At 64.7% G+C, this 20254-nt stretch carries 19 protein-coding genes; 14 read left to right on the top strand and 5 right to left on the bottom strand.

The window, feature by feature from the left end; translation table 11 throughout:
* Positions 1-23 precede the first annotated feature (23 nt).
* Both B0E50_RS14310 and B0E50_RS14305 read right to left on the bottom strand, forming a co-directional pair.
* Positions 24-1268: a DUF4013 domain-containing protein gene (locus B0E50_RS14310; protein ID WP_077441957.1), complete on the bottom strand. Its 1245-nt coding sequence runs from the start codon at positions 1266-1268 to the stop codon at positions 24-26.
* Between the two features lie 13 nt (positions 1269-1281).
* Positions 1282-2781, bottom strand: coding sequence for a helicase HerA-like domain-containing protein (locus B0E50_RS14305; RefSeq protein ID WP_077441956.1), 1500 nt, complete (start codon positions 2779-2781; stop codon positions 1282-1284).
* 120 nt (positions 2782-2901) lie between these two features.
* Between B0E50_RS14305 and B0E50_RS14300 the strand changes: the two genes are divergently transcribed.
* The gene (locus tag B0E50_RS14300; RefSeq protein ID WP_077441955.1) at positions 2902-4386 is read left to right on the top strand and encodes a transglycosylase SLT domain-containing protein; all 1485 of its coding nucleotides are present in this window, start codon (positions 2902-2904) and stop codon (positions 4384-4386) included.
* A 22-nt stretch (positions 4387-4408) separates the two neighbouring features.
* Here B0E50_RS14300 and B0E50_RS14295 read toward each other — a convergent pair whose 3' ends face one another.
* Positions 4409-4846, bottom strand: coding sequence for a hypothetical protein (locus B0E50_RS14295; protein ID WP_254427290.1), 438 nt, complete (start codon positions 4844-4846; stop codon positions 4409-4411).
* Positions 4847-4995: 149 nt separating this feature from the next.
* Positions 4996-5835, bottom strand: a complete 840-nt coding sequence (asd, locus tag B0E50_RS14290; RefSeq protein WP_077441953.1) for an archaetidylserine decarboxylase — start codon at positions 5833-5835, stop codon at positions 4996-4998.
* A 74-nt stretch (positions 5836-5909) separates the two neighbouring features.
* On the opposite strand from asd, the gene prmB reads away from it, so the two are divergent.
* The 10 genes from prmB to B0E50_RS14240 all read left to right on the top strand — a co-directional run bounded on the left by prmB (position 5910) and on the right by B0E50_RS14240 (position 16154).
* The gene (prmB, locus tag B0E50_RS14285; RefSeq protein WP_077442025.1) at positions 5910-6836 is read left to right on the top strand and encodes a 50S ribosomal protein L3 N(5)-glutamine methyltransferase; all 927 of its coding nucleotides are present in this window, start codon (positions 5910-5912) and stop codon (positions 6834-6836) included.
* A gap of 13 nt (positions 6837-6849) precedes the next feature.
* Complete coding sequence (locus B0E50_RS14280; RefSeq protein ID WP_077441952.1) at positions 6850-7401, top strand: GNAT family protein; 552 nt, start codon at positions 6850-6852, stop codon at positions 7399-7401.
* Between the two features lie 62 nt (positions 7402-7463).
* Positions 7464-8552: a chorismate synthase gene (gene aroC, locus B0E50_RS14275; protein ID WP_077441951.1), complete on the top strand. Its 1089-nt coding sequence runs from the start codon at positions 7464-7466 to the stop codon at positions 8550-8552.
* 61 nt (positions 8553-8613) lie between these two features.
* Complete coding sequence (locus B0E50_RS14270; protein WP_077441950.1) at positions 8614-9627, top strand: D-glycerate dehydrogenase; 1014 nt, start codon at positions 8614-8616, stop codon at positions 9625-9627.
* Positions 9628-9701: 74 nt separating this feature from the next.
* Positions 9702-10733, top strand: a complete 1032-nt coding sequence (locus tag B0E50_RS14265) for an aspartate-semialdehyde dehydrogenase (RefSeq protein ID WP_077441949.1) — start codon at positions 9702-9704, stop codon at positions 10731-10733.
* 43 nt (positions 10734-10776) lie between these two features.
* Positions 10777-11037: a hypothetical protein gene (locus B0E50_RS14260; protein ID WP_254427289.1), complete on the top strand. Its 261-nt coding sequence runs from the start codon at positions 10777-10779 to the stop codon at positions 11035-11037.
* Between the two features lie 165 nt (positions 11038-11202).
* Positions 11203-13593: a FimV/HubP family polar landmark protein gene (locus B0E50_RS14255; protein WP_077441947.1), complete on the top strand. Its 2391-nt coding sequence runs from the start codon at positions 11203-11205 to the stop codon at positions 13591-13593.
* 109 nt (positions 13594-13702) lie between these two features.
* On the top strand, positions 13703-14485 hold the full coding sequence (gene truA, locus B0E50_RS14250; RefSeq protein ID WP_077441946.1) for a tRNA pseudouridine(38-40) synthase TruA: 783 nt from the start codon (positions 13703-13705) through the stop codon (positions 14483-14485).
* The gene (locus tag B0E50_RS14245; protein ID WP_077441945.1) at positions 14485-15123 is read left to right on the top strand and encodes a phosphoribosylanthranilate isomerase; all 639 of its coding nucleotides are present in this window, start codon (positions 14485-14487) and stop codon (positions 15121-15123) included. Before truA ends, B0E50_RS14245 begins: the two co-directional genes overlap by 1 nt.
* A complete protein-coding gene (locus tag B0E50_RS14240; RefSeq protein WP_077441944.1) occupies positions 15120-16154 on the top strand; it encodes a cupin-like domain-containing protein in 1035 nt (344 codons plus the stop codon). The genes B0E50_RS14245 and B0E50_RS14240 overlap by 4 nt, the downstream gene beginning before the upstream one ends.
* 12 nt (positions 16155-16166) lie before the next feature.
* Here the strand turns inward: B0E50_RS14240 and B0E50_RS14235 are convergent, their stop codons facing one another.
* On the bottom strand, positions 16167-17057 hold the full coding sequence (locus B0E50_RS14235; RefSeq protein WP_077441943.1) for a LysR family transcriptional regulator: 891 nt from the start codon (positions 17055-17057) through the stop codon (positions 16167-16169).
* Positions 17058-17184: 127 nt separating this feature from the next.
* Here B0E50_RS14235 and trpB point away from each other — a divergent pair, with 127 nt between their 5' ends.
* From trpB to accD, 3 genes are read left to right on the top strand one after another with little or no spacing between them, the layout of a single operon-like run.
* The gene (trpB, locus tag B0E50_RS14230; RefSeq protein WP_077442024.1) at positions 17185-18396 is read left to right on the top strand and encodes a tryptophan synthase subunit beta; all 1212 of its coding nucleotides are present in this window, start codon (positions 17185-17187) and stop codon (positions 18394-18396) included.
* A complete protein-coding gene (gene trpA, locus B0E50_RS14225; protein ID WP_077441942.1) occupies positions 18393-19193 on the top strand; it encodes a tryptophan synthase subunit alpha in 801 nt (266 codons plus the stop codon). The genes trpB and trpA overlap by 4 nt, the downstream gene beginning before the upstream one ends.
* Positions 19194-19243: 50 nt before the next feature.
* Positions 19244-20113 carry an acetyl-CoA carboxylase, carboxyltransferase subunit beta gene (gene accD, locus B0E50_RS14220; protein ID WP_077441941.1) on the top strand — a complete coding sequence of 290 codons (870 nt, stop codon included), beginning with the start codon at positions 19244-19246 and terminating at the stop codon, positions 20111-20113.
* Positions 20114-20254: the final 141 nt, after the last annotated feature.

The raw sequence follows: 20254 nt of genomic DNA, 5'->3' as shown, positions 1-20254 counted from the left end.
GGGGGAGGGTGGGCGCCAGCGGCTCATGGGGAATCCGCCAGCCGTTGCCGCTGGACGGCGATATCGGCTTGCAGCGGATGACCCGGCCATGTCGATGCCAGCTGGTCCAGCAGTTGTTTCGCTTCGACATGCTGATCGTGGTGCTCGCCGAGCAGGCGCGCGGCCAGCAGTCCGTAGTGCAGCGCCTGCTGATCACGAGGCCAATGCGCGAGATAGCCGCGGCAGAGCTGCAGCGCAAGTCGATTCATGCCCAGCCGTGCGGCCAGGTCGGCCAGTTCCCCGCATGTGCGCGGGTCGTCGGGGATGAAGTCGGCGTCGATTCGGCTGCATTCCTGCAGTACGCCGAGCGCACGGCGCGACTCACCTTGGGCGATCAGTGCTGCCATCCAGATCTGTCCGTGTACCAGCAGGGCATCGTTGAGGCCCTGTCGTTGCAGCAGTTGGCGGTAGGCGTGATGCAGCGAGGCCGGCGCAGCGTGATCGCGCAGGCGCGGCACCAGCAGGTCGAGCGCAGCTCGCGGCTGCTCGCTTGCCAGGGCCGAGACCTCGTCGAGCAGTTGCCGGTCGGCATCCTGGTGGATTTCGCGGGCCAGCTGATGAGCCTTCGGCTGCAGGCCGAAATCTTCGTGACGCTGGTGGATCAGCACGCCCATCAGATGAAAGTTGAACAAGGTGGCGTAATTGGCGACCAGATAGAACAGCGGCAGCGAGATCACTCGCGGGAATGCGGATTCGAAAGCAAGTTGTGCCACGCCGACAATGACCGCGATCAGGCATTGCACGCCGATCAGCAACAGGTAAGGCAGGCCGAAACGCGACATCACCTGGACCCAGGTCAGCGGATTCAGGGCGTGTCCGACGCTGCCGTCGAGTGCGAGCGACATGGCAATGGCTGGCAGACTGACTGCCATCAGCGCCGTCACGATCCAGGCGTTGCCGCCGAAGTTCAGCTTCACTGCCAGTGTCAGCAAGGTGGACCACAGTAGAACCGCAACCAATGCCCAGCCACCGTGACCGGGTTCGGCAAACTCCGGCGGTGCAGCGTAGCCATCGGCGGTATGCCGCATGCATTCCAGTGCATACAGGTAGGTGGCTGCCCATACCACCAGTTCGAGCAACCAGCCGGCTCCCGGCAGCAACGCCAGATAGTGCGCGAGAGTGAACGTGACGATGGCGGGCAGAGCAGCTCCGTGCAGCGGATAACGAAGTGCATCGGGTAACTGCTGCGACAGCGGCTGCTGCGAGTCGATCAGTTCGATTCTCGGCATCGGTGATGCCTGCTCAGCGCTTGCCGCCGAAGATGCCGCCGAGCACCCCGCGCAGGATTTGCCGACCGAGCTGGTTGCCCATCGTGCGCACGACCTGTTTGCCCATCGTCTCGATCATGCCTTGTCGGCGTTTGGTGCCAAACAGCGCATCATGCACGGTGCCACTCCAGCCAGAGGGGGCACCCGCATCCCCTCCGGCTGCGTTGGCAGGGGTGGCGGTTTCGATGGCTTTGTCACTGGCGCGTCTGGCCAGCAGCTCGGCGGCGGATTCGCGGTTGATCGCGGTGTCGTATTTGCTGCCGACCGGTGAGCGCTGACGAACCATGGCACGCTCGGCATCGGTGATCGCGCCGATGCGGCAGCACGGCGCGGTCACCAGCACCTGTTCCACCGGTGTCGGCACGCCGCCGTTGGCCAGTGTCGAGGCCAGCGCTTCGCCGACGGTGAGCCTGGTGATTGCCTCGGTGACGTTGAGCTTCGGATTGGCGACAAAGGTTTCCGCCGCCGCCTTGACTGCTTTCTGGTCACGCGGAGTGAACGCGCGCAGGGCATGCTGGATGCGGTTGCCGAGCTGGCCGAGGATCACGCCAGGTACGTCGTCGGGATTCTGCGAGCAGAAGTACACGCCCACACCCTTGGAGCGGATCAGTCGCACCACCTGCTCCACGCGCTGTTGCAGCGCCGGCGTAGCATCCTCGAACAGCAGGTGCGCCTCGTCGAAGAAGAACACCATCTTCGGCTGGTCGAGGTCGCCGACTTCCGGCAATTGCTCGAACAGCTCGGACAGCAGCCACAGCAGGAAGGTGGAATACAGCCGCGGCTTCAGGATCAACTGGTCGGCGGTCAGCACATTGATGACACCCCGGCCGCTCATGTCCTGGCGCATCAGGTCAGTCAGTTCCAGCGCCGGTTCGCCGAAGAACTGATCGGCGCCGTCACTCTCGAGCTTGAGCAGTGCCCGCTGGATGGCAGAGATGCTGGTCGTGCCGATCAGGCCGTAACGGGTCGAGATGTCCTTGGCGTTTTCGGCGGCAAACGTCAGCAGTGCGCGCAGGTCGGACAAGTCGAGCAGCAGCAGGCCCTGATCGTCGGCGAGCTTGAAAACCACCTCCAGCACACCTTCCTGCGTGTCGTTCAGTTCCAGCACGCGGCCGAGCAGGGTCGGGCCCATTTCGCTGATGGTGGCGCGTATCGGGTGGCCGAGCTTGCCGTAGATGTCCCAGAAGATCACCGGGTTGGCCTGTGGCTTCCAGTCGGCGAGCCTGAGCTTGTCCAGGCGTGCCTTGAGCTTGTCGCCCGGTTCACCGGCGGCCATCGACAGGCCGGCGAGATCGCCTTTCGCATCGGCCAGGAAGCAGGGCACGCCGAGCCGGGAGAAACCTTCGGCCAGCACCATCAGCGAGACGGATTTGCCGGTACCGGTGGCACCGGCGATCATGCCGTGACGATTGCCGTAATGCGGGTCGAAGTCGACGCTGGTGCTGTCGTTGCGGCCGATCAGGATCTCAGTCATCTCGTTTCCGTTCCCTGGGTGATACCGGGATTGTAGCCAACACGGCCAGCTGGTCGCGTCATCGTTGAGTCGGCGTGCCGTGCCGGCTATGGTGTGGTTTTTGTGCGGATGAAGTTTCTGATGGTGCTGCGTTCTGCTGTTCGTTTTCTGCGTCTGGGACTGCTTGCAGCGGTGCCTGGATTGATGGCCGCCTGTGCAAGCACGGGTGGAGGCAAGCCTTCGGCACCGGTCAACGCGCTATACGCCGAGCTCGACCAGGCCAGCAAGGGTTATGAGGTCGCCCTGCAGCAGTCGCACGCCGGTGACGCGGAGGCTTCCCAGTTGACGCTCACGCGGTCGCTGGACCAGCTGAAGGAGGCATCGGCGCGCTGCGGCAACACGCCAGGTTGCGATCCGCAACGGTTCTTCTCGGTGTTTGACCGTCTGCTGCGCCTGAAGGATGGCGATTTCGGCGACGGCACGGATCTGAACAGCGATGTGGATCCGTCACAGGCGGCACTCGCTGCAGGCAAGACCGGTGCAGCCAGCCTGCCGGCTGCGCAGCGCAGCGTGACCCTGTTGCACGGACAGAAGCTGTCCGAGCTGATCGCAATGAATGGCCCGGTGAAGGCGGCGCTGGAGATGTGGCTGACCCAGTGGCGGCCGCAGTTGATGGATGCCTACGTCAACTACCAGTACCTGCGCTACCAGATGTGGCCGCAATACCAGAAGGCCGATCTGCCCGAGGCACTGCTGTTCGGCATCATGGCGAAGGAATCGGGCGGCAAGGTACATGCAGTGTCGCGCTCGGGCGCGGCTGGCCCGCTGCAGTTCATGTATGCCACCGGCATGCGTTTCGGCCTGGGCATGGACAACGGTTTCGACACGCGCTTCGACCCGCAGGCGTCGGCACGGGCCAATGCCGAATATCTCAACGAGCAGTTGCAGATCTTCAACAACAACCTCGAACTCACGATTGGCGCCTACAACGGTGGCGAGGGTCGCATGCGCCGACTGGTCGGCGACGACACCTCGGTCAGCTTCTACGACCCGCGCATCTACAACCAGTTGTCGCAGGAAACCCGCGACTATGTGCCGGCGGTGCTGGCTGCCGCGTGGCTGTTCCTGCATCCGGACAGCTACAACCTGCGTTTCCCGCGGGTCGATGGTGTGCCCGGTTCGATCACCCTGCAGCGGCCGACGTCATTGTCCGAGCTGACGGTGTGCCTGGGTTCGGCTGACGGGATGAGTGACGGCTGGTTCCGCACGCTGCGCAATCTCAATCCGCGCCTCGATCCCCAGGTGACCCAGCCGGCAGGTGTGCAGCTGCAGTTGCCGAAGCCGCTGGAAAAGGCCTATGCATCCCGTTGCGTTGACGGCCCATGGCCGATCCTTGCGCACGACCTGCACAGTGCCGTGGTGCCGGTGGTCGATGCCCCGCCATCGCCGCCGCCCGCGCCGGTGGTGCGCAGGGACCGGAGCTACAAGGTTCGTCGCGGCGATACGCTGGTGAGCATCGTGCGCAACCTGCATTGTTCAAGCGTGCAGGAAGTCGCCGAGATGAACGGGCTCAAGCATCACCACATCGCCATCGGGCAGGTGTTGAAGCTGCCGGTCTGCCAGTGACGCGTGCGGCGGCTGCCTGAGATCAGGCAACCGCGCTGTTCTGCATCCAGCTTTCGGCGACACTGCCGCTGCTGTGGGCTTCCTTCAACTCGCGCAGCAACTGCATCAGTTGCCGATGCTGCGGCTGCAGGCTCGCATGCGGGGAGTTCTTGGTCTCGTGGTAGGCCACGGCCAGCCACAGCGCGATGCCGCGCAGCGCCACCTCGGGATTGTTCGAGCAGGCGCGCTCGTAACCGGCTTCGGTACCCTGGCCCCAAGGCTGGTAACGCGCCTCGGGCGGCGTGCCATACAAATGCGGAAAATCGCTGCGCGAGGCTTGCCCGATCTCGCGCAGGGTCAGCGTGCTCAGGCGCGTGCGATTGCGCTTGGGCAGCGCGCGGATGCTGCGCTCGATATCACGGAACTGACGGCCAAGCTGGCGTGCACGCATCATCACGAAGAATGGTGTGAGTAGTTGCATGGGTCCCCTCGTCGCTGGAGTCGGCAGCGCTGACGCTGCGGCGAAGACACGAGCGTAACGGGACCTGCACTGCGGTAGCGCGTAAAGCGTCACAAAATGACGCTTTACGTCAGTTCACCGGGCGCGAGTCTGCGTTGGAGCCGTTTGGATCAGCCGCGACCGAGGCGCTGCCCTACCTGCACCACCTGCTGCGGCTGCAATGCTTCAAGCTCCTCCGCGCCGGAAGGCAGCAGCAGGATGACGGTGGAGCCCATGTTGAACCGCGCCATCTCGGCGAAGCGCTCAAGCGTGATGCCCTGGCCGATGAATGACTTGCGTCGGATCGACGAGGCGTATGGCGGGATCACCAGCCCGTCCCACACCGTGGCCACGGACGAGACCAGGATCGCACCCACCATCACCACCACGAACGGACCGTGCTCACCCTCGAAGTGGCAGACCAGCCGCTCGTTGCGCGCGAACAGCCGCGGAATGGCCGCCACTGCGAACGGTGCGACACTGAAGATGCGGCCGGGCACGTGCACGGTTTCCTTCAGCGTGCCTTTCAGCGGCATGTGCACGCGGTGGTAGTCGCGCGGTGACAGGTAGACGGTGACGAAGTGGCCGTTGCGATACGGTATGGCGGCGGTCTCGTCGCCACCGAGCAGTTCGGCGGCGGTGTAGTCCTGCCCCTTGGCCTGGAAGATACGGCCATCGACAATCGGGCCGGACTGGCTGATGCGGCCGTCGGCGGGTGAAAGCAGGGCGGCTGGATCGGCATCCGCGCGACGTGCATCAGGCCTCAACTTGCGCGTAAAGAACGCATTGAAATGCTGATAGGCCATGGCATCAGGTTGCGCCGCCTCGGCCATGTTCACGTTGTAATTGCGCACGATCGTGCCGATCAGCCAGTTCTTCCACGGTGCAAAGGTCCATCGTGTGGCCCAGTAGACCACCCTCGACAGGGCCCGGTGCGGCAGGATGTACTGCAGGAATACGTTGAAAGTCATCCGCCCAGTATACGGGGTGGAGTTGCCTGCAGGCCCTATAATGGTCGGCCATTCCGTTGCACTCCTGGATCGCCGTGACTGCCGAACTCGCCTCCATCATCGACTTCATCCGTTACGGTGCCAGCCGCTTTTCGGCGGCCGGGTTGACCTTCGGCCACAGCCACGACAATCCGATCGACGAAGCAACCCACCTGGTACTGGCCAGCCTGCATTTGCCGCCCGACATTCCACCGGCCTATGGCGCGGGCAAGCTCACCGCGGCCGAGCGCGAGAACGTGCTGGCGCTGATCGAGCGCCGGGTGAGCGAACGCCTGCCGGTGGCCTATCTGGTCGGCGAAACCTGGTTCGCCGGGTTGAAGTTCAAGAGCGACCGCCGCGCCCTGGTGCCACGCTCGCCGATCGCCGAGCTGATCGAGTCGGGCTTTGCGCCATGGCTGGACGAGCGCCACATCGAGCGTGCGCTGGACCTGTGCACCGGGTCCGGCTGCATCGGCATCGCGATGGCCGAGTACAACCCGGACTGGCAGGTCGACATCGTCGACATCAGCGACGAGGCGTTGTCGCTGGCGCGCGAGAACATCGTGTTCCAGCACGTGGAGGGCCGTGTCGAGGCGATCCAGTCGGATCTTTTCGCAGGAGTGAAGGGGCGCCACTACGACCTGATCGTCTCCAATCCGCCGTATGTCACCGAGGACGAATACACCGCGCTGCCGGGCGAGTACGCGCACGAGCCGAAGCTGGGCCTTACCTCGGGTGTCGATGGGCTGGACCTGTGCCTGCGCATGCTCGACGAGGCTGCCGAATACCTGACCGACGACGGCCTGCTGATCGTTGAGGTAGGCGAGAGCGAACACGCGCTGGCTGCGCTGCTGCCGGAAGTCCCGTTCATCTGGATCGAATTCAAGGTGGGCCAGATGGGCATCTTTGCGCTGGAGCGGCGCGATCTGGTCGAGCACGCTGCGGCGATCCATGCGGCTGCCGCGGCACGCCGTATCGCCTGAAGGAATTTGTGGCATGGAGCTGAGCACACTGCGCCTGCGGCTGGACGCATTGCGTCCAGCCGATGCCACGGCGTTGTTCGACTATCGCGCTGATCCTGACGTATCACGTTTTCAGGGCTGGCGTCCGGTCAGCGTGACCGAGGCGGCAGACTTCATTGAGCGCCAGGCTGATGCATCGCTGGATACGCCGGACAGCTGGTTTCAGTACGCGATCCGTCTGCGTGATGGCGGGGAATTGATTGGCGACCTTGGTATGCACATGCCACCGGATGCCGAGGGTCCGGTCGAGTTTGGAATCAGCATTGCGCCTGCCCATCAGGGCAACGGCTATGCCTGCGAGGCCGTGCGCGCGGCGTTCGAACTGGTATTTGGCCAGTTGGGTCGGCGTCGCATCCACGCCTCGGTCGATCCGCGCAATCTCGCCAGCATGGCGATGCTGCGCGCGCTGGGCATGCGGCAGGAGGCTCATTACCGCGAAAGCCTGTGGTTGCACGGCGAGTGGGTGGATGACGTGGTGTTCGCGCTGCTGGCCAGCGAGTGGCACGCAGCGCAGTGGGCCCACTGACCGACCCGATCGGGGCGTTGTCGCGTTAAGCTGTGGTGGTTTCCTCCGGACGTCCAGACCCCGTGTCCAGCAATTCCTTCGGCAAGCTCTTCACTGTCACCACCTTCGGCGAAAGCCACGGCCCGGCGATCGGCTGCGTGATCGACGGTTGCCCGCCGGGGCTTCCGATCAGTACCGAAGAATTCCGTCAGGATCTGGAGCGTCGTGCCACCGGCAGGAGTCGCTACACCTCCCAGCGGCACGAGGCGGACGAGGTGGAGATCCTTTCGGGTGTTTACGAAGGCAAGACGACGGGCACGCCGATCGCGCTGCTGATCCGCAATGTCGATCAGCGCAGCAAGGATTACGGCGACATCGTGCAGACGTTCCGACCCGGTCATGCCGATTACACCTACTGGCAGAAATACGGCATCCGCGATCCGCGTGGTGGCGGGCGTTCCTCGGCACGTGAAACCACCATGCGGGTGGCCGCCGGGGTGGTTGCCAAGAAGTGGCTGGCCGAACGTCATGGCGTGCAGGTGCGCGGCTATCTGGCACAGATCGGCGAGATCACGCCGGACGCGTTCGACTGGGATGCGGTGGAGCAGAACCCGTTCTTCTGGCCGGATACGGCCCAGGTGCCCGCGCTGGAAACCTACATGAATGCGCTGCGCAAATCCGGTGATTCGGTCGGTGCGCGGGTCAACGTGGTTGCCAATGGTGTGCCACCGGGCTGGGGCGAGCCGATCTACGGCAAGCTGGACGGCGATCTGGCCAGCGCGTTGATGTCGATCAACGCGGTCAAGGGCGTGGAGATTGGCGACGGTTTTGCCGCAGTCAGCCAGCGCGGCAGCCAGCATCGCGATGAAATGAGCATGAGCGGTTTTGCCTCCAATCATGCCGGCGGCATTCTCGGCGGCATCAGCAGTGGTCAGCCAGTGACGGCCTCGATCGTGCTCAAGCCCACATCGAGCATTCTGATCCCGGGCCACAGCGTGAACCTGGCGGGCGAGCCGACCGAGGTGGTGACCAAGGGACGGCACGACCCATGCGTCGGCATTCGTGCCACGCCCATCGCCGAGGCGATGGTGGCGCTGGTGCTGATCGATCATGCGCTGCGTCATCGCGCGCAATGCGGTGACGTGGGGGACGTCACGCCAAGAATTCCCTGATCCCGTCCGCCGCGATGAGCCGCCGGACGAGATCCATCCCCAGTGACGAGGCGACGGCAACATGAACAGGCAGCGTGTATGGGTGTCACGCCCACTTTTTCCCGAAATCGTGACGAAACTCGAACAGTATTTCGAGGTGGTGGCCGAGACTGCCGACCAGAAGCGGTCCACCGAGCAGCTGAAAAACGCGCTGGCCGGATTCGACGGCGCCCTGCTGGGTCTGAATGACCGCGTCGATGTCGCCGTGCTCGAGGGCAACGAGCGGCTGAAGGCGATCGCCAACCTCGGTGTCGGTTACAACAATCTCGATATCGCCGCGATTACCCGCGCCGGCATCCTCGCCAGCAACACGCCCGAGGTGCTCAATGAGAGCGTGGCCGATTACGCCTGGGCGTTGCTGCTGGCTGCCGCGCGACGGGTGGGCGCGGCCGAGCGCTGGCTGCGTGCGGGGCAGTGGCATGGCATGCGTTTCGATGACTGGCTTGGCGTCGACCTGCACGGCAAGACGCTGGGCATCCTCGGCATGGGTCGGATCGGCCAGGCGATTGCACGACGGGCGCATGGCTTCGGCATGCCGGTGCTGTACCACAACCGGCATCGCCTGCCGGAGCAGCAGGAACAATCCTGTGGCGCCCGTTATGTGGACAAGCCGACCCTGTTGCGTGAGTCCGACCATCTGGTGCTGGTACTGCCGTTCACGCCGGAGAACCGTCACGCGATCGGCGCTGCCGAGCTGGCGCTGATGAAGCCACGTGCCGTGCTGGTGAACATCGCCCGTGGCGGCATCGTCGATGATGCGGCGCTGGCATTGGCGCTGCGCGAAGGGCGCCTCGGCGCGGCCGGACTAGATGTGTTCGAGGGTGAACCGGCGGTACATGCCGACCTGCTCACGCTCGAGAATGTCGTGCTGAGCCCGCATATTGCCAGCGCCACCGAAGATACCCGCCGCGCCATGGCCACATTGGCAGCCGACAATCTGATTGCGGCGCTGGGTCATGGGCCGCATGCCGGGCATCCGCCGACACCGATCAATCCCGAGGTACTTGCCCCGGTGATGCAACGTCTGGCCACCTAGCCGTCCAGACGTATACTTGACAGGTTTTCCGCGCGCCATGTCGCGTGCTTCATCCCCCCATTAGAAAGCAGATCATGAGCAAAAAGAGCAGCTACAAGGTGGCAATGGTCGGTGCGACCGGTGCGGTCGGCGAGACCTTGCTGGCGATCCTCGCCGAGCGGGACTTTCCGGTCAGCGAGCTGGTGCCGCTGGCCAGCGAGCGCTCAGCCGGCGGGAAAATCACCTTCGGTGGCCAGCAGGTTACCGTCCAGTTGCTGGATACCTACGATTTCGAAGGTGTCGACATCGCGTTCTTCTCGGCCGGCGGTTCGGTCAGCAAGGTGCATGCGCCCCGTGCTGCGGCGGCTGGCGCCGTGGTGATCGACAACACCTCCGAGTTCCGTTACCAGGACGACATCCCGCTGGTGATCAGCGAGGTCAATCCGCACGCGATTGCCGACTACACTCGCCGCGGCATCATCGCCAACCCGAACTGCTCGACCATGCAGATGCTGGTGGCGCTGGCACCGATCCACCGCGCGGTGCAGATCGAGCGGATCAACGTGGCCACCTACCAGTCGGTCTCCGGTGCCGGTCGTACAGGGATGGAGGAGTTGGGCAAGCAGACCGCGGCGCTGCTGAACTTTCAAAGCGTGGAGCCGGGCAAGAAATTTCCCGCACAGATCGCGTTCAATGTGATCCCGCAGATCGACGACTTCCAGCCGAACGGCTACACCAAGGAAGAGATGAAGCTGGTGTGGGAGACCCGCAAGATCCTGGAGGACGAGTCGATCCAGGTGAACCCGACCGCGGTACGCGTGCCGGTGTTCTATGGCCATTCCGAGGCAGTGCATATCGAGACCAGCGACAAGATCACCGCCGAACAGGCCCGCGAACTGCTGCAACAGGCGCCGGGCGTGGTGCTGGTGGACGAGCGCAAGCCTGGCGGCTACCCGACCCCGGTGGGCGAGGCGGCCGGCAACGATGCGGTATATGTCGGGCGTATCCGCGAGGACATCTCGCACGAGCGTGGGCTGGATCTATGGATCGTTTCGGACAACATCCGCAAGGGCGCGGCGTTGAATGCCGTGCAGATCGCCGAACTGCTGATCGAGGACTATCTCTGAGATGCGTTATTGTTTATTCGTGGGCGTATTTGGATTCATGACGATGTCGGCAGCTTGGGCGGTCGACAGCAGCCCTCTGTCGCATCCGGTCGACGGGCAGACTTCTGCGCAGGTATCGACCCAGACTCGGCAGCGTCTGGCGCAGCACCAGGCCGAGGTGAAGCGGCTGGAACAGGATGTCGCCACGCAGGAATCGGACAGCAAGCGGGCCAGTGAGCGCCTGCAGCAGCAGGATCAGGCGATTGCCGACCTGCAAAAGCAGCTGGATGCCTTGCATGCCAAGCCGCCGGTCAAACAGCACTGAAAGCTTCGTAGCGGTGAGAACGCACTGCAGCAATGCGTTGCAAGTATTCGTCCCGGCTATTGTTGATTGGCCTGCATATAACTAAAGTGGCATCTCGTTTGGGGCAGCAGCCGTCACGGCGGCAACACCAAGAATGGCGCCAGGGATCGTTCGGGGGAGCACGCGATGAATCGTTCGTTGAAGTTGTCGATATGGATGGCATTGGCACTGGGCAGCAGCCAGGTGATGGCGCTGGACCTGGGTCAGATCCAGGTCAAATCGGCGCTGGGACAACCGTTGCTGGCGGAAATCCCGCTGCATCCGGCCAATCCGGCGGAGCTGCAGAACCTTACCGTCCAGCTGGCCTCCAGCGAGGATTTCGCCCATGCGGGCATCACCGGTGGCCGCACCACGATCCCGTTGCATTTCAGTGTCGCCAACGCCGGCAGCGACCATCCGGTCATCCGCATCACCAGCAGCGTGGCGGTGGACGATCCCTACCTCGACCTGCTGATCGAGGTGAACAGTCACGCCGCCGGCAAGAGCGTGCGCGAGTTTGCCATCCTGCTTGATCCGCCCGGGACATCCAGCGCAGCTTCCACTGCCGCTGCACAGACCCGTGTCGAGCGCAGGAGCGAACCCGTGACCCCGAGGCGGCCCGTCGCTGCCACGCCTGCCGCTGCGCCGAAGCCGGCACATGCGGTTTCGCCCGCCCCAACGGCTGCCACTGCCAGCAATGGCCAGTACGGGCCCGTCGCGCACGGTCAGACCCTGTCCTCGATCGCCCGCAGTACGGCGCCGAGCGGTGTCGATGTGCAGCAGATGATGCTGGCGCTCAAGCAGGCCAACCCGGAGGCTTTTTATCGCGACAACATCAATGCGCTGAAGAGTGGTGCCGTGCTGCGCGTACCGACCTCGACGGAAGCCCAGGCCATGACGATCGCTGCGGCTGTCGCCGAAGTGCGTCGCCAGAACAGTGACTGGCGCGCCGGTACGCCGGGCAAGCCAGCGGTCGTGGCCGATGCGGCGACCCGTGCATCCGCCTCCAGTGCACCTGGCAACGTGTCCGCTGGTGGTGGCGATCGCCTCGCGCTGGTACCGGCAAAGGACGTCAGTGCAGCTCAGGGAGGCAGCAACGCCGGAGGCAAGGGCGACAAGTCCGCCGCCAGTCTGCGCCAGGATCTGCTGCGTACCCAGGAAAGCCTGGCCAGCCTGCAGCAGCAGGGTGCCGATCTGAAGACCCGTCTCAAGGACCTGACGGACATCAACACCAAGAACGAGCATCTGTTGTCGCTCAAGGACAGCGAGATCGCCGAATTGCAGAGCAAGCTGGCTGCTGCGCGCAAGGCCGCCGGTCTGCCGGTGACGGCGCCGGCAAGTGCCGCGACGATAGCCAAACCTGTAACGAGCACCAGCGTGGCGACTGCTTCGTCGCAGGCCAAGCCGGAGGCCGCCAGCACGGCGGTCAGCCCAAGCGGAGCGCCCGTCGCTGCAGGTTCCACTGCGACGGCTGCAGCCCCGGTGGCCGCGGCTTCGAGCGCACCCGCTCACGCATCGACAACTGCTGCGGTCGTAGCCGCACCACCCAAGCCTGTAGTCAAGCCGGCAGTCAAACACGTTGTTCCGCCACCGAGCCCGGCACCGGTGATCGAGCAGCCCTGGTACATGCAGACATGGGCCTGGGCAGCCGGTGCTGGCGCGATCGTGGTGCTGCTCCTGTTGGCCTTGCTCGGCCGCAGGCGCAAATCTTCGGCGGGGTTGGCGGCGAAATCCGCCACGTCACTGGCTGACCGCTTCGGCACGGCGCCTGCAGGCGGGCAGGGTTTTGCCAGTGGCGACGACGTCGATCAGGAAGAGCTGCTCGACCAGTTGGCCGAGCATCCGGACGACATCGGGCTGCATCTGGAACTGGTCACCCTGTACTACTCGCGGCGCGATGTCGAGCACTTCGAGGCGGCTGCCGAAGCGATGCATGCCCACATCACCGATCCGCAGCAGGATGAGTGGCAGGACGTGGTGCACATGGGCGAGGATCTGGTGCCGGGTCATCCGTTGTTCGACCACCACCCCGAATTGCCGGGTCACGAGGAAACCGAGGCGCGCCGCGCGTTCGACATCGACGACTATGCCGCCGATGATGGTGCAGCGGCGCGGGCTTCCTCGACGCCGCCGCCATTGCCGGCACAGGAACCCAAGATGGTCAGCGAGTACAGCTTCAACTTCGATCTGACTCATCCGGCGGCCGTGAATTCGGCATCGCATCAGGCTGCCGCAGTGGCGGCCGCTGTTTCGCCGGCATCGGATACGAATGCGCCGGAGGTGCATGAGGTTCCGGCTGCCGAGGCAACTTCGCAGTGGCATTTCGATGACGCGGCCAACACGCATCACACGGATGGCCATGACAGCGACCTGGGCGAGTTCACCGACGATCCGGTCGATACCAAACTCGACCTGGCCCGCGCCTACCTGGACATGGGCGATGCCGACGGTGCCCGCGCCATGCTGAGTGAAGTGATGAAGGAAGGCAGCCAGATGCAGCAGGATGTCGCCAAGCGCCTGCTCGACAATCTGCACTGAACCCCGTCCGGCACATGCGCGCAATGAAATCGGGCCGGCCTTGCCGGCCCGATTTCATTGGCGGGCTGCTAATCTTCAGTGTCTTTCAACGGTCCTTTGCACAACCTCAATGCGTATTGCGCTCGGCATCGAATACGACGGCACCGATTTTTCCGGCTGGCAGCGCCTGAAAGCCGATGCCAGCGTGCAGGGCGCAGTGGAGCAGGCGTTGTCGAAGGTGGCCGCACACCCGGTCGAAGTCAGTTGCGCCGGGCGTACCGATGCCGGTGTGCACGGCCGCTGCCAGGTCGTGCATTTCGACACCGAAGCGGTGCGCGACATGCGTGGCTGGGTGCTCGGCACCTGTTCCAACCTGCCAGCCAGCGTGGCCGTGCTGTGGGCACAGCCGGTACTCGGCAGTTTCCACGCCCGCTACGCGGCGCGCAGTCGTCGTTATCGCTACTGCATTCTCAATCGACCGGTGCGTGCGGCGCTGGATGCGCGGTATGTCACCTGGGAGCGGTTGCCGCTGGATGCCGAACGCATGCACCGTGCCGCGCAAGCCTTGCTCGGCGAGCATGATTTCAGCGCGTTTCGCGCGTTGTCATGCCAGGCGGCGCATCCGCGCCGCACGGTGCTGGCCGCAAGCGTACGGCGCGAGGGTGAGCAGGTCGTCGTCGAGATCGAGGCCAATGCATTCCTGCATCACATGGTGCGCAACATCGTGGGTTCGCTGCTGCCGATCGGACGCGATGAGCAGCCGGTCGAATGGCTGGCTGCATTGCTGGCCGGCGGTGATCGCCAGGTAGCCGGGCCGACCGCACCGGCCACCGGGCTGACTTTCATTGGTCCACGCTACGAGCCTTATTGGGGCTTGCCGGCGGAAGTCTGCCTGCCTGGAGCCAACCCGTGATGCGAACCCGGATCAAGTGCTGCGGGATGACCCGCGTCGAGGATGCGCTGCTGGCAGTCCGGCTCGGCGCGGATGCGATCGGAGTGGTGTTCACCGAGCGCAGCAAGCGGCAGGTCTCGTTGCTGCAGGCGGGTGAAATCGTGGCTGCGATGCCGCCGCTCATCACCAGCGTCGCCTTGTTCATGGACAACAATGTGGATCAGGTGCATCGGGTGCTCGATGAGGTGCGACCCACGCTGCTGCAGTTCCACGGCAACGAAACCGACGACTGGTGCGCGCAGTTTGGCCACCCGTTCCTGAAGGCGATCGCGATGGGGGGCGGCGCGGCCGCACTGTCACGCCTGCATGACTATCCGCATGCCACCGGCCTGCTGCTGGATGGCCATGCGGCAGGCGAGGCCGGTGGCAGCGGCAAGTCGTTCGACTGGTCGTTGATGCCGCACGATTCCGTGCAGCCGCTGTTGCTTGCCGGTGGTCTTCATGCCGGCAACGTGGGAGCGGCGATCCGTGCCGTGCGTCCGTGGGCAGTGGACGTGGCGAGTGGTGTGGAGTCGGCCCCGGGCATCAAGGATGCGACCAGGCTGGTTGATTTCATGGCGGCCGTGCGCGCCGCGGACAAGATGGACGGGCAGTCATGAGCGAACTTTCCGGCGCGATTCCTGCACCAGCCGCCATCGAGGAATACCACGCCGGCGGTGATCATCCGTTCGGCCTCGACGACGTGCTGGGCCGCGAGCGCCCGCTGGTGATTCGCGGCCTGGTGCGTGACTGGCCGATCGTGAAGCTGGCCCGGCAGTCGGACACTGCCTTCGCGCAGCGGCTGGCTGAGCTGGACAACGGTGCCGACGTGAGCACCCTGATGGTTGCTCCGGAAGCAGACGGCATCATCGGCTATGCGGCGGACATGAGCGACCTCAGCTACCAGCATTTCAAGGTGCCGGTCACCCTCGGACTGCAGCGGCTGGCCAGCTACAGCAGGCGCGAGAATGCCCCCGGACTGGTGATCCAGAGCGCGCCGATCCGTGATTGCCTGCCCGGATTCCTCGCCGAGCATGCGCTGCCTTTCCTCGACCCAGGCGTGGAACCGCGCCTGTGGATGGGCAACCGTGTCACCACGCCCACGCATTTCGATTCGCAGCACAACATTGCCTGCGTGGTATGCGGCACGCGCCGCTTCACACTATTCCCGCCGGAACAGTTGCCCAATCTCTATATCGGCCCGCTGGATTTCGCACCCACCGGGGCAGCTATCAGCATGGCCCGGCTGGATCAGCCGGACGATCCGCGTTACCCGCGTCTGAAACAGGCGCTGGCGGCCGCACAGGTGGCCGAGCTGCATCCGGGCGATGCGATCTACATGCCGCCCTTGTGGTGGCACAACGTCGAGTCGCTCGAACGACTCAACGCACTGGTGAACTACTGGTGGAGTCCGGTCGACGTTCCTGGTTACCACACCGGCCACGCACGGGCTGCGTTGTACCACTGCCTGCTTGCCTTCCGTGCATTGCCGCCTGCCGAACGGGCCAACTGGAAGAACCTGCTGGACCACTACGTGTTCGGCGACGAGGAGGCCATTGCGCACATCCCCGAGCACCGTCGCGGCGTGCTCGGTCCGCTCACACCCGAAACGGTGGAGCAATTGAAGCAGGGCGCGCGTCTGAATCTCTGACGCTGCCTGACTTCAAGCCTCTGCCAGCTCCCGTCGCAGCCAGTCCGCCAGCGCGGTCAGGCGCGCATCACTGGCACGCTTCGGGGCACACAAGACCCAGCTCGCCCGCGTGGCACGAAACCCCCAGGGGGCGAGCAGCCGGCCGGCGGCGAGGTCGTCGGTCACCAGCGGCTGTGGCGCGATCGCCACGCCGAGGCCGGCCACTGCCGCTTCCAGCAGATAGTAGAGATGTTCGAACGATTGCCCGTAGTGCAGTCGCCCGACGGCAATGCGCTGCGCACGTGCCCATGCCGGCCACGCCTGCGGACGTGAGGCAGTGTTCAGCAGGGCCTCCTTGCACAGCGCGGTGGTGCTGGCCTTGTACAGGTCGGCATGGCGCGGGTGGCGTGGGCTGAACACGGGGCCGATTCGCTCTGGCGCCAGCGTGTGTACCTGCCATTCCGCTGGCCACGGTGGTTCGGCCAGCAGCAGCGTGGCATCCAGGCCGGGCAGCGCGGGCGAGGGCAGGCCCTCGCTGGCGGACAGGTGCAGCTTCAATTCCGGCAGGTCGTGACCCAGTCGTTCCATGCGGGGAATGACCCAACGCGCCAGTACGCTGCCGGAGCAGCCGAGCACGAACGGCGACTGGCCCGTATTGCGGCGCAGTTCGTCGCATGTCCTGCGCAGTTGCGCAAACGCGCTGGCTGCCCCGTCACGCAGGCGCAGGCCCGCAGGCGTGAGCGTCAGGCCGCGCCCTTCGCGGACGAACAACGGCACGCCCAGCTCGGCCTCCAGCGCACGGATCTGCCGGCTCACCGCGCCGTGGGTCACGTGCAGTTCGCCGGCGGCCCGGCTCACGCTCTCCAGTCGTGCCGCCACTTCGAAGGCGCGCAGGGCATTCAGTGCAGGCAATTCGCGGGACATGGAATCTGTGAGTTTTCCTGACAGGTGGCGACAATCTTATCGCTTTTGCCTGGCGTGCCGCTGCGCTAGGGTGGCGCCTTGTCGCGGCGCATGCGCCGCAATGGTTTCCCCGATACGAGTGATGGTCATGCCCACGATTGACGATTTTCACGCCTGGCCTGATGCGCATGGTCGCTTCGGCAACTACGGCGGCATCTACGTGGCCGAGACGCTGATGGCACCGCTGGCCGAACTGACCGAGGCGTACCTGCGCCTGCGCGATGATCCTGCCTTCATCGCCGAACTCGATCGCGACCTGAAGCACTACGTCGGCCGTCCCAGCCCGATCTATCACGCCGAGCGGCTGTCGCAACATGTCGGCGGCGCGCGCATCCTGTTCAAGCGCGAGGACCTGAATCACACCGGCGCGCACAAGATCAACAATACGGTCGGCCAGGCCCTGGTCGCGCGCAGCATGGGCAAGACCCGCATCATCGCCGAGACCGGCGCCGGCCAACACGGCGTGGCCAGTGCCACGGTAGCGGCACGGCTGGGTCTGAAGTGCGTGGTCTACATGGGTGCCGTGGACATCGAGCGACAGAAGATCAATGTCTACCGCATGAAGCTGCTTGGCGCCGAGGTGGTGCCGGTCACGTCGGGCTCGAAGACGCTGAAGGATGCGCTGAACGAGGCGATGCGCGACTGGGTCACCAACGTCGCCGATACGTTCTACATCATCGGCACCGTGGCTGGTCCGCATCCGTACCCGCTGATGGTGCGCGACTTCAACGCGATCGTCGGCCGCGAGGCGCGCGGGCAGATGCTGGAGCAGTACGGTCGCCTGCCTGATGTGCTGACTGCCTGCGTCGGCGGGGGGTCCAATGCGATTGGTCTGTTCCACGCTTTCCTCAACGACCGTGACGTGCGCATCGTCGGCGCCGAGGCAGCAGGCGAAGGCATCGCGACCGGACATCATGCGGCCTCGCTGGCCGCCGGCAGGCCCGGCGTGCTGCATGGCAACCGTACTTACGTGCTGTGCGACGACAACGGACAGATCACCGAGACGCATTCGATCTCGGCGGGGCTCGACTATCCCGGCGTCGGTCCCGAGCATGCGTTCCTGAAGGATGCAGGTCGCGCCGACTACGTCGGCGTGACCGACGAGGAGGCGATGGAGGCATTTCATCTGCTGGCGCGCACGGAAGGCATCCTTGCGGCGTTGGAGTCCAGCCACGCGGTGGCGCAGGCGATCAAGCTGGCGCGCGAGTATCCGAAGGACGGCATCGTACTGTGCAACCTGTCGGGCCGTGGCGACAAGGACGTGCACACGATCGCCGCGCGTGAAGGAGTGGAAGTATGAGCCGCATCGATCGCCGTTTTGCCGCGTTGAAGGCTTCCGGCCGCACTGGGCTGATTCCGTTCGTTACGGCGGGTGACCCCTCGCCGGAACACGCGGTGACATTGATGCACGTGCTGGTCGATGCCGGTGCCGACTTGATCGAGCTGGGTGTGCCATTTTCCGATCCGATGGCGGATGGTCCGGTGATCCAGCATGCCAGCGAGCGCGCGATTGCAAAGAGTGTCGGGCTGGCCGACGTATTGGGCTGGGTCACCGCGTTCCGCCAGCGTGATGCAGAGACGCCGGTCGTGCTGATGGGCTACCTGAATCCGGTCGAGATTCACGGTTATGCACGCTTTGCGCAAGAGGCGGTGCAGGCAGGTGTCGACGGGGTGCTGCTGGTCGACTGTCCGCTGGAGGAGTCGGCCGTGCTGCAGCCGTTGCGTGATGCCGGACTGCAGCAGATCCTGCTTGCCGCGCCGACTACCGAACCCTCGCGTATGGCGCAGTTGTGCGGTTCGGCCGAAGGTTTCCTGTACTATGTCTCGTTCGCCGGCATCACCGGCGCGGCACACTTGAGTACCGGCGACATCGCCGCGCGCATGGCGGATATCCGCACGCATGCGAAGGCGCCGGTGGCGGTGGGCTTCGGCATCCGCGATGCGGCGAGTGCCAGGGCTATCGCGGATTTTGCCGATGCGGTGGTGATCGGCAGTGCGCTGGTCGAGAGGCTGGCCGGAGCAGAGGATGCCGAAGAGATTACCGTGCGGGCGCGTGCGTTCCTTGTGCCGATCCGCGCCGCGCTAGATGCGCATTGAGAACACGTGCCGCCCTTGGGCGGCACGCTCACGAAGAATCAGGTGATGCGATGAATTGGCTGCAGAAAATCATGAACCCGCGCACCCGCCCGCAGAGCACGAACGGCGGCAAGGGCTCCGTGCCCGAGGGCGTATGGGAGAAGTGCGCCGGTTGCGGCACCGTGCTGTACAAGCCGGAGCTGGAGCGCAACCTGATGGTGTGCCCGAAGTGCAGCCATCACCATTACATCAGCGCGCGCATGCGACTCGGTGCACTGCTGGATGAAGGTTCCGCGCAGGAGTTGTGGGCCAGTCTCGAGCCGACCGACCCCTTGAAATTCCGTGATTCGAAGAAGTATCGCGACCGCATCGTCGGCACCCAGAAAAAAGTCGGCGAGAAGGATGCGATGGTCGCCATGAGCGGCAAGCTCAAGGGCCGTCCATTGATGGCCGTGGCGTTCGAGTTCGCCTACATGGGCGGTTCGATGGGCTCGGTGGTCGGCGAGAAATTCGCGCGTGCCGCCGAGCGCGCACTGGCCGACAGAAGCGCGCTCGTATGTTTTTCCGCCACCGGCGGTGCACGCATGCAGGAGGCTCTGTTCTCGCTGATGCAGATGGCCAAGACCTCGGCGGCGCTGGCGCGTCTGCGCGATGCCGGCGTGCCGTACATCAGCGTGCTGACCAACCCGACCACCGGTGGCGTGTCCGCCAGTCTGGCGATGCTTGGCGATATCAACATCGGCGAGCCGAAGGCGCTGATCGGTTTCGCCGGTCCGCGCGTTATCGAGCAGACCGTGCGCGAGACCTTGCCCGAAGGTTTCCAGCGTTCGGAGTTCCTGCTCGACCACGGTGCGATCGACCTGATCGTCGACCGCCGCGAGATGCGCGACAAGCTGGCCGACCTGCTCGGCATCCTGGTGAAGGCCCCGCGCGCAGCCTGATGACGCGCGGCTGTGGTGAAGCGATGCCGCCATCAGGCGGCATCGCTGTTTTTGCGTCCGGATTTTCTGCGCGGGTTTTCCACAGCCGATGTGGACGCCAGCCGGTACAGCCTGTGGACAAGCTGCATCTGTTGTTTGTCG

It is taken from the genome of Rhodanobacter sp. C01 (genome assembly GCF_002001045.1).
Classification (GTDB): Bacteria; Pseudomonadota; Gammaproteobacteria; order Xanthomonadales; family Rhodanobacteraceae; genus Rhodanobacter.
This window is presented reverse-complemented; position numbering and strand designations above follow the sequence as displayed.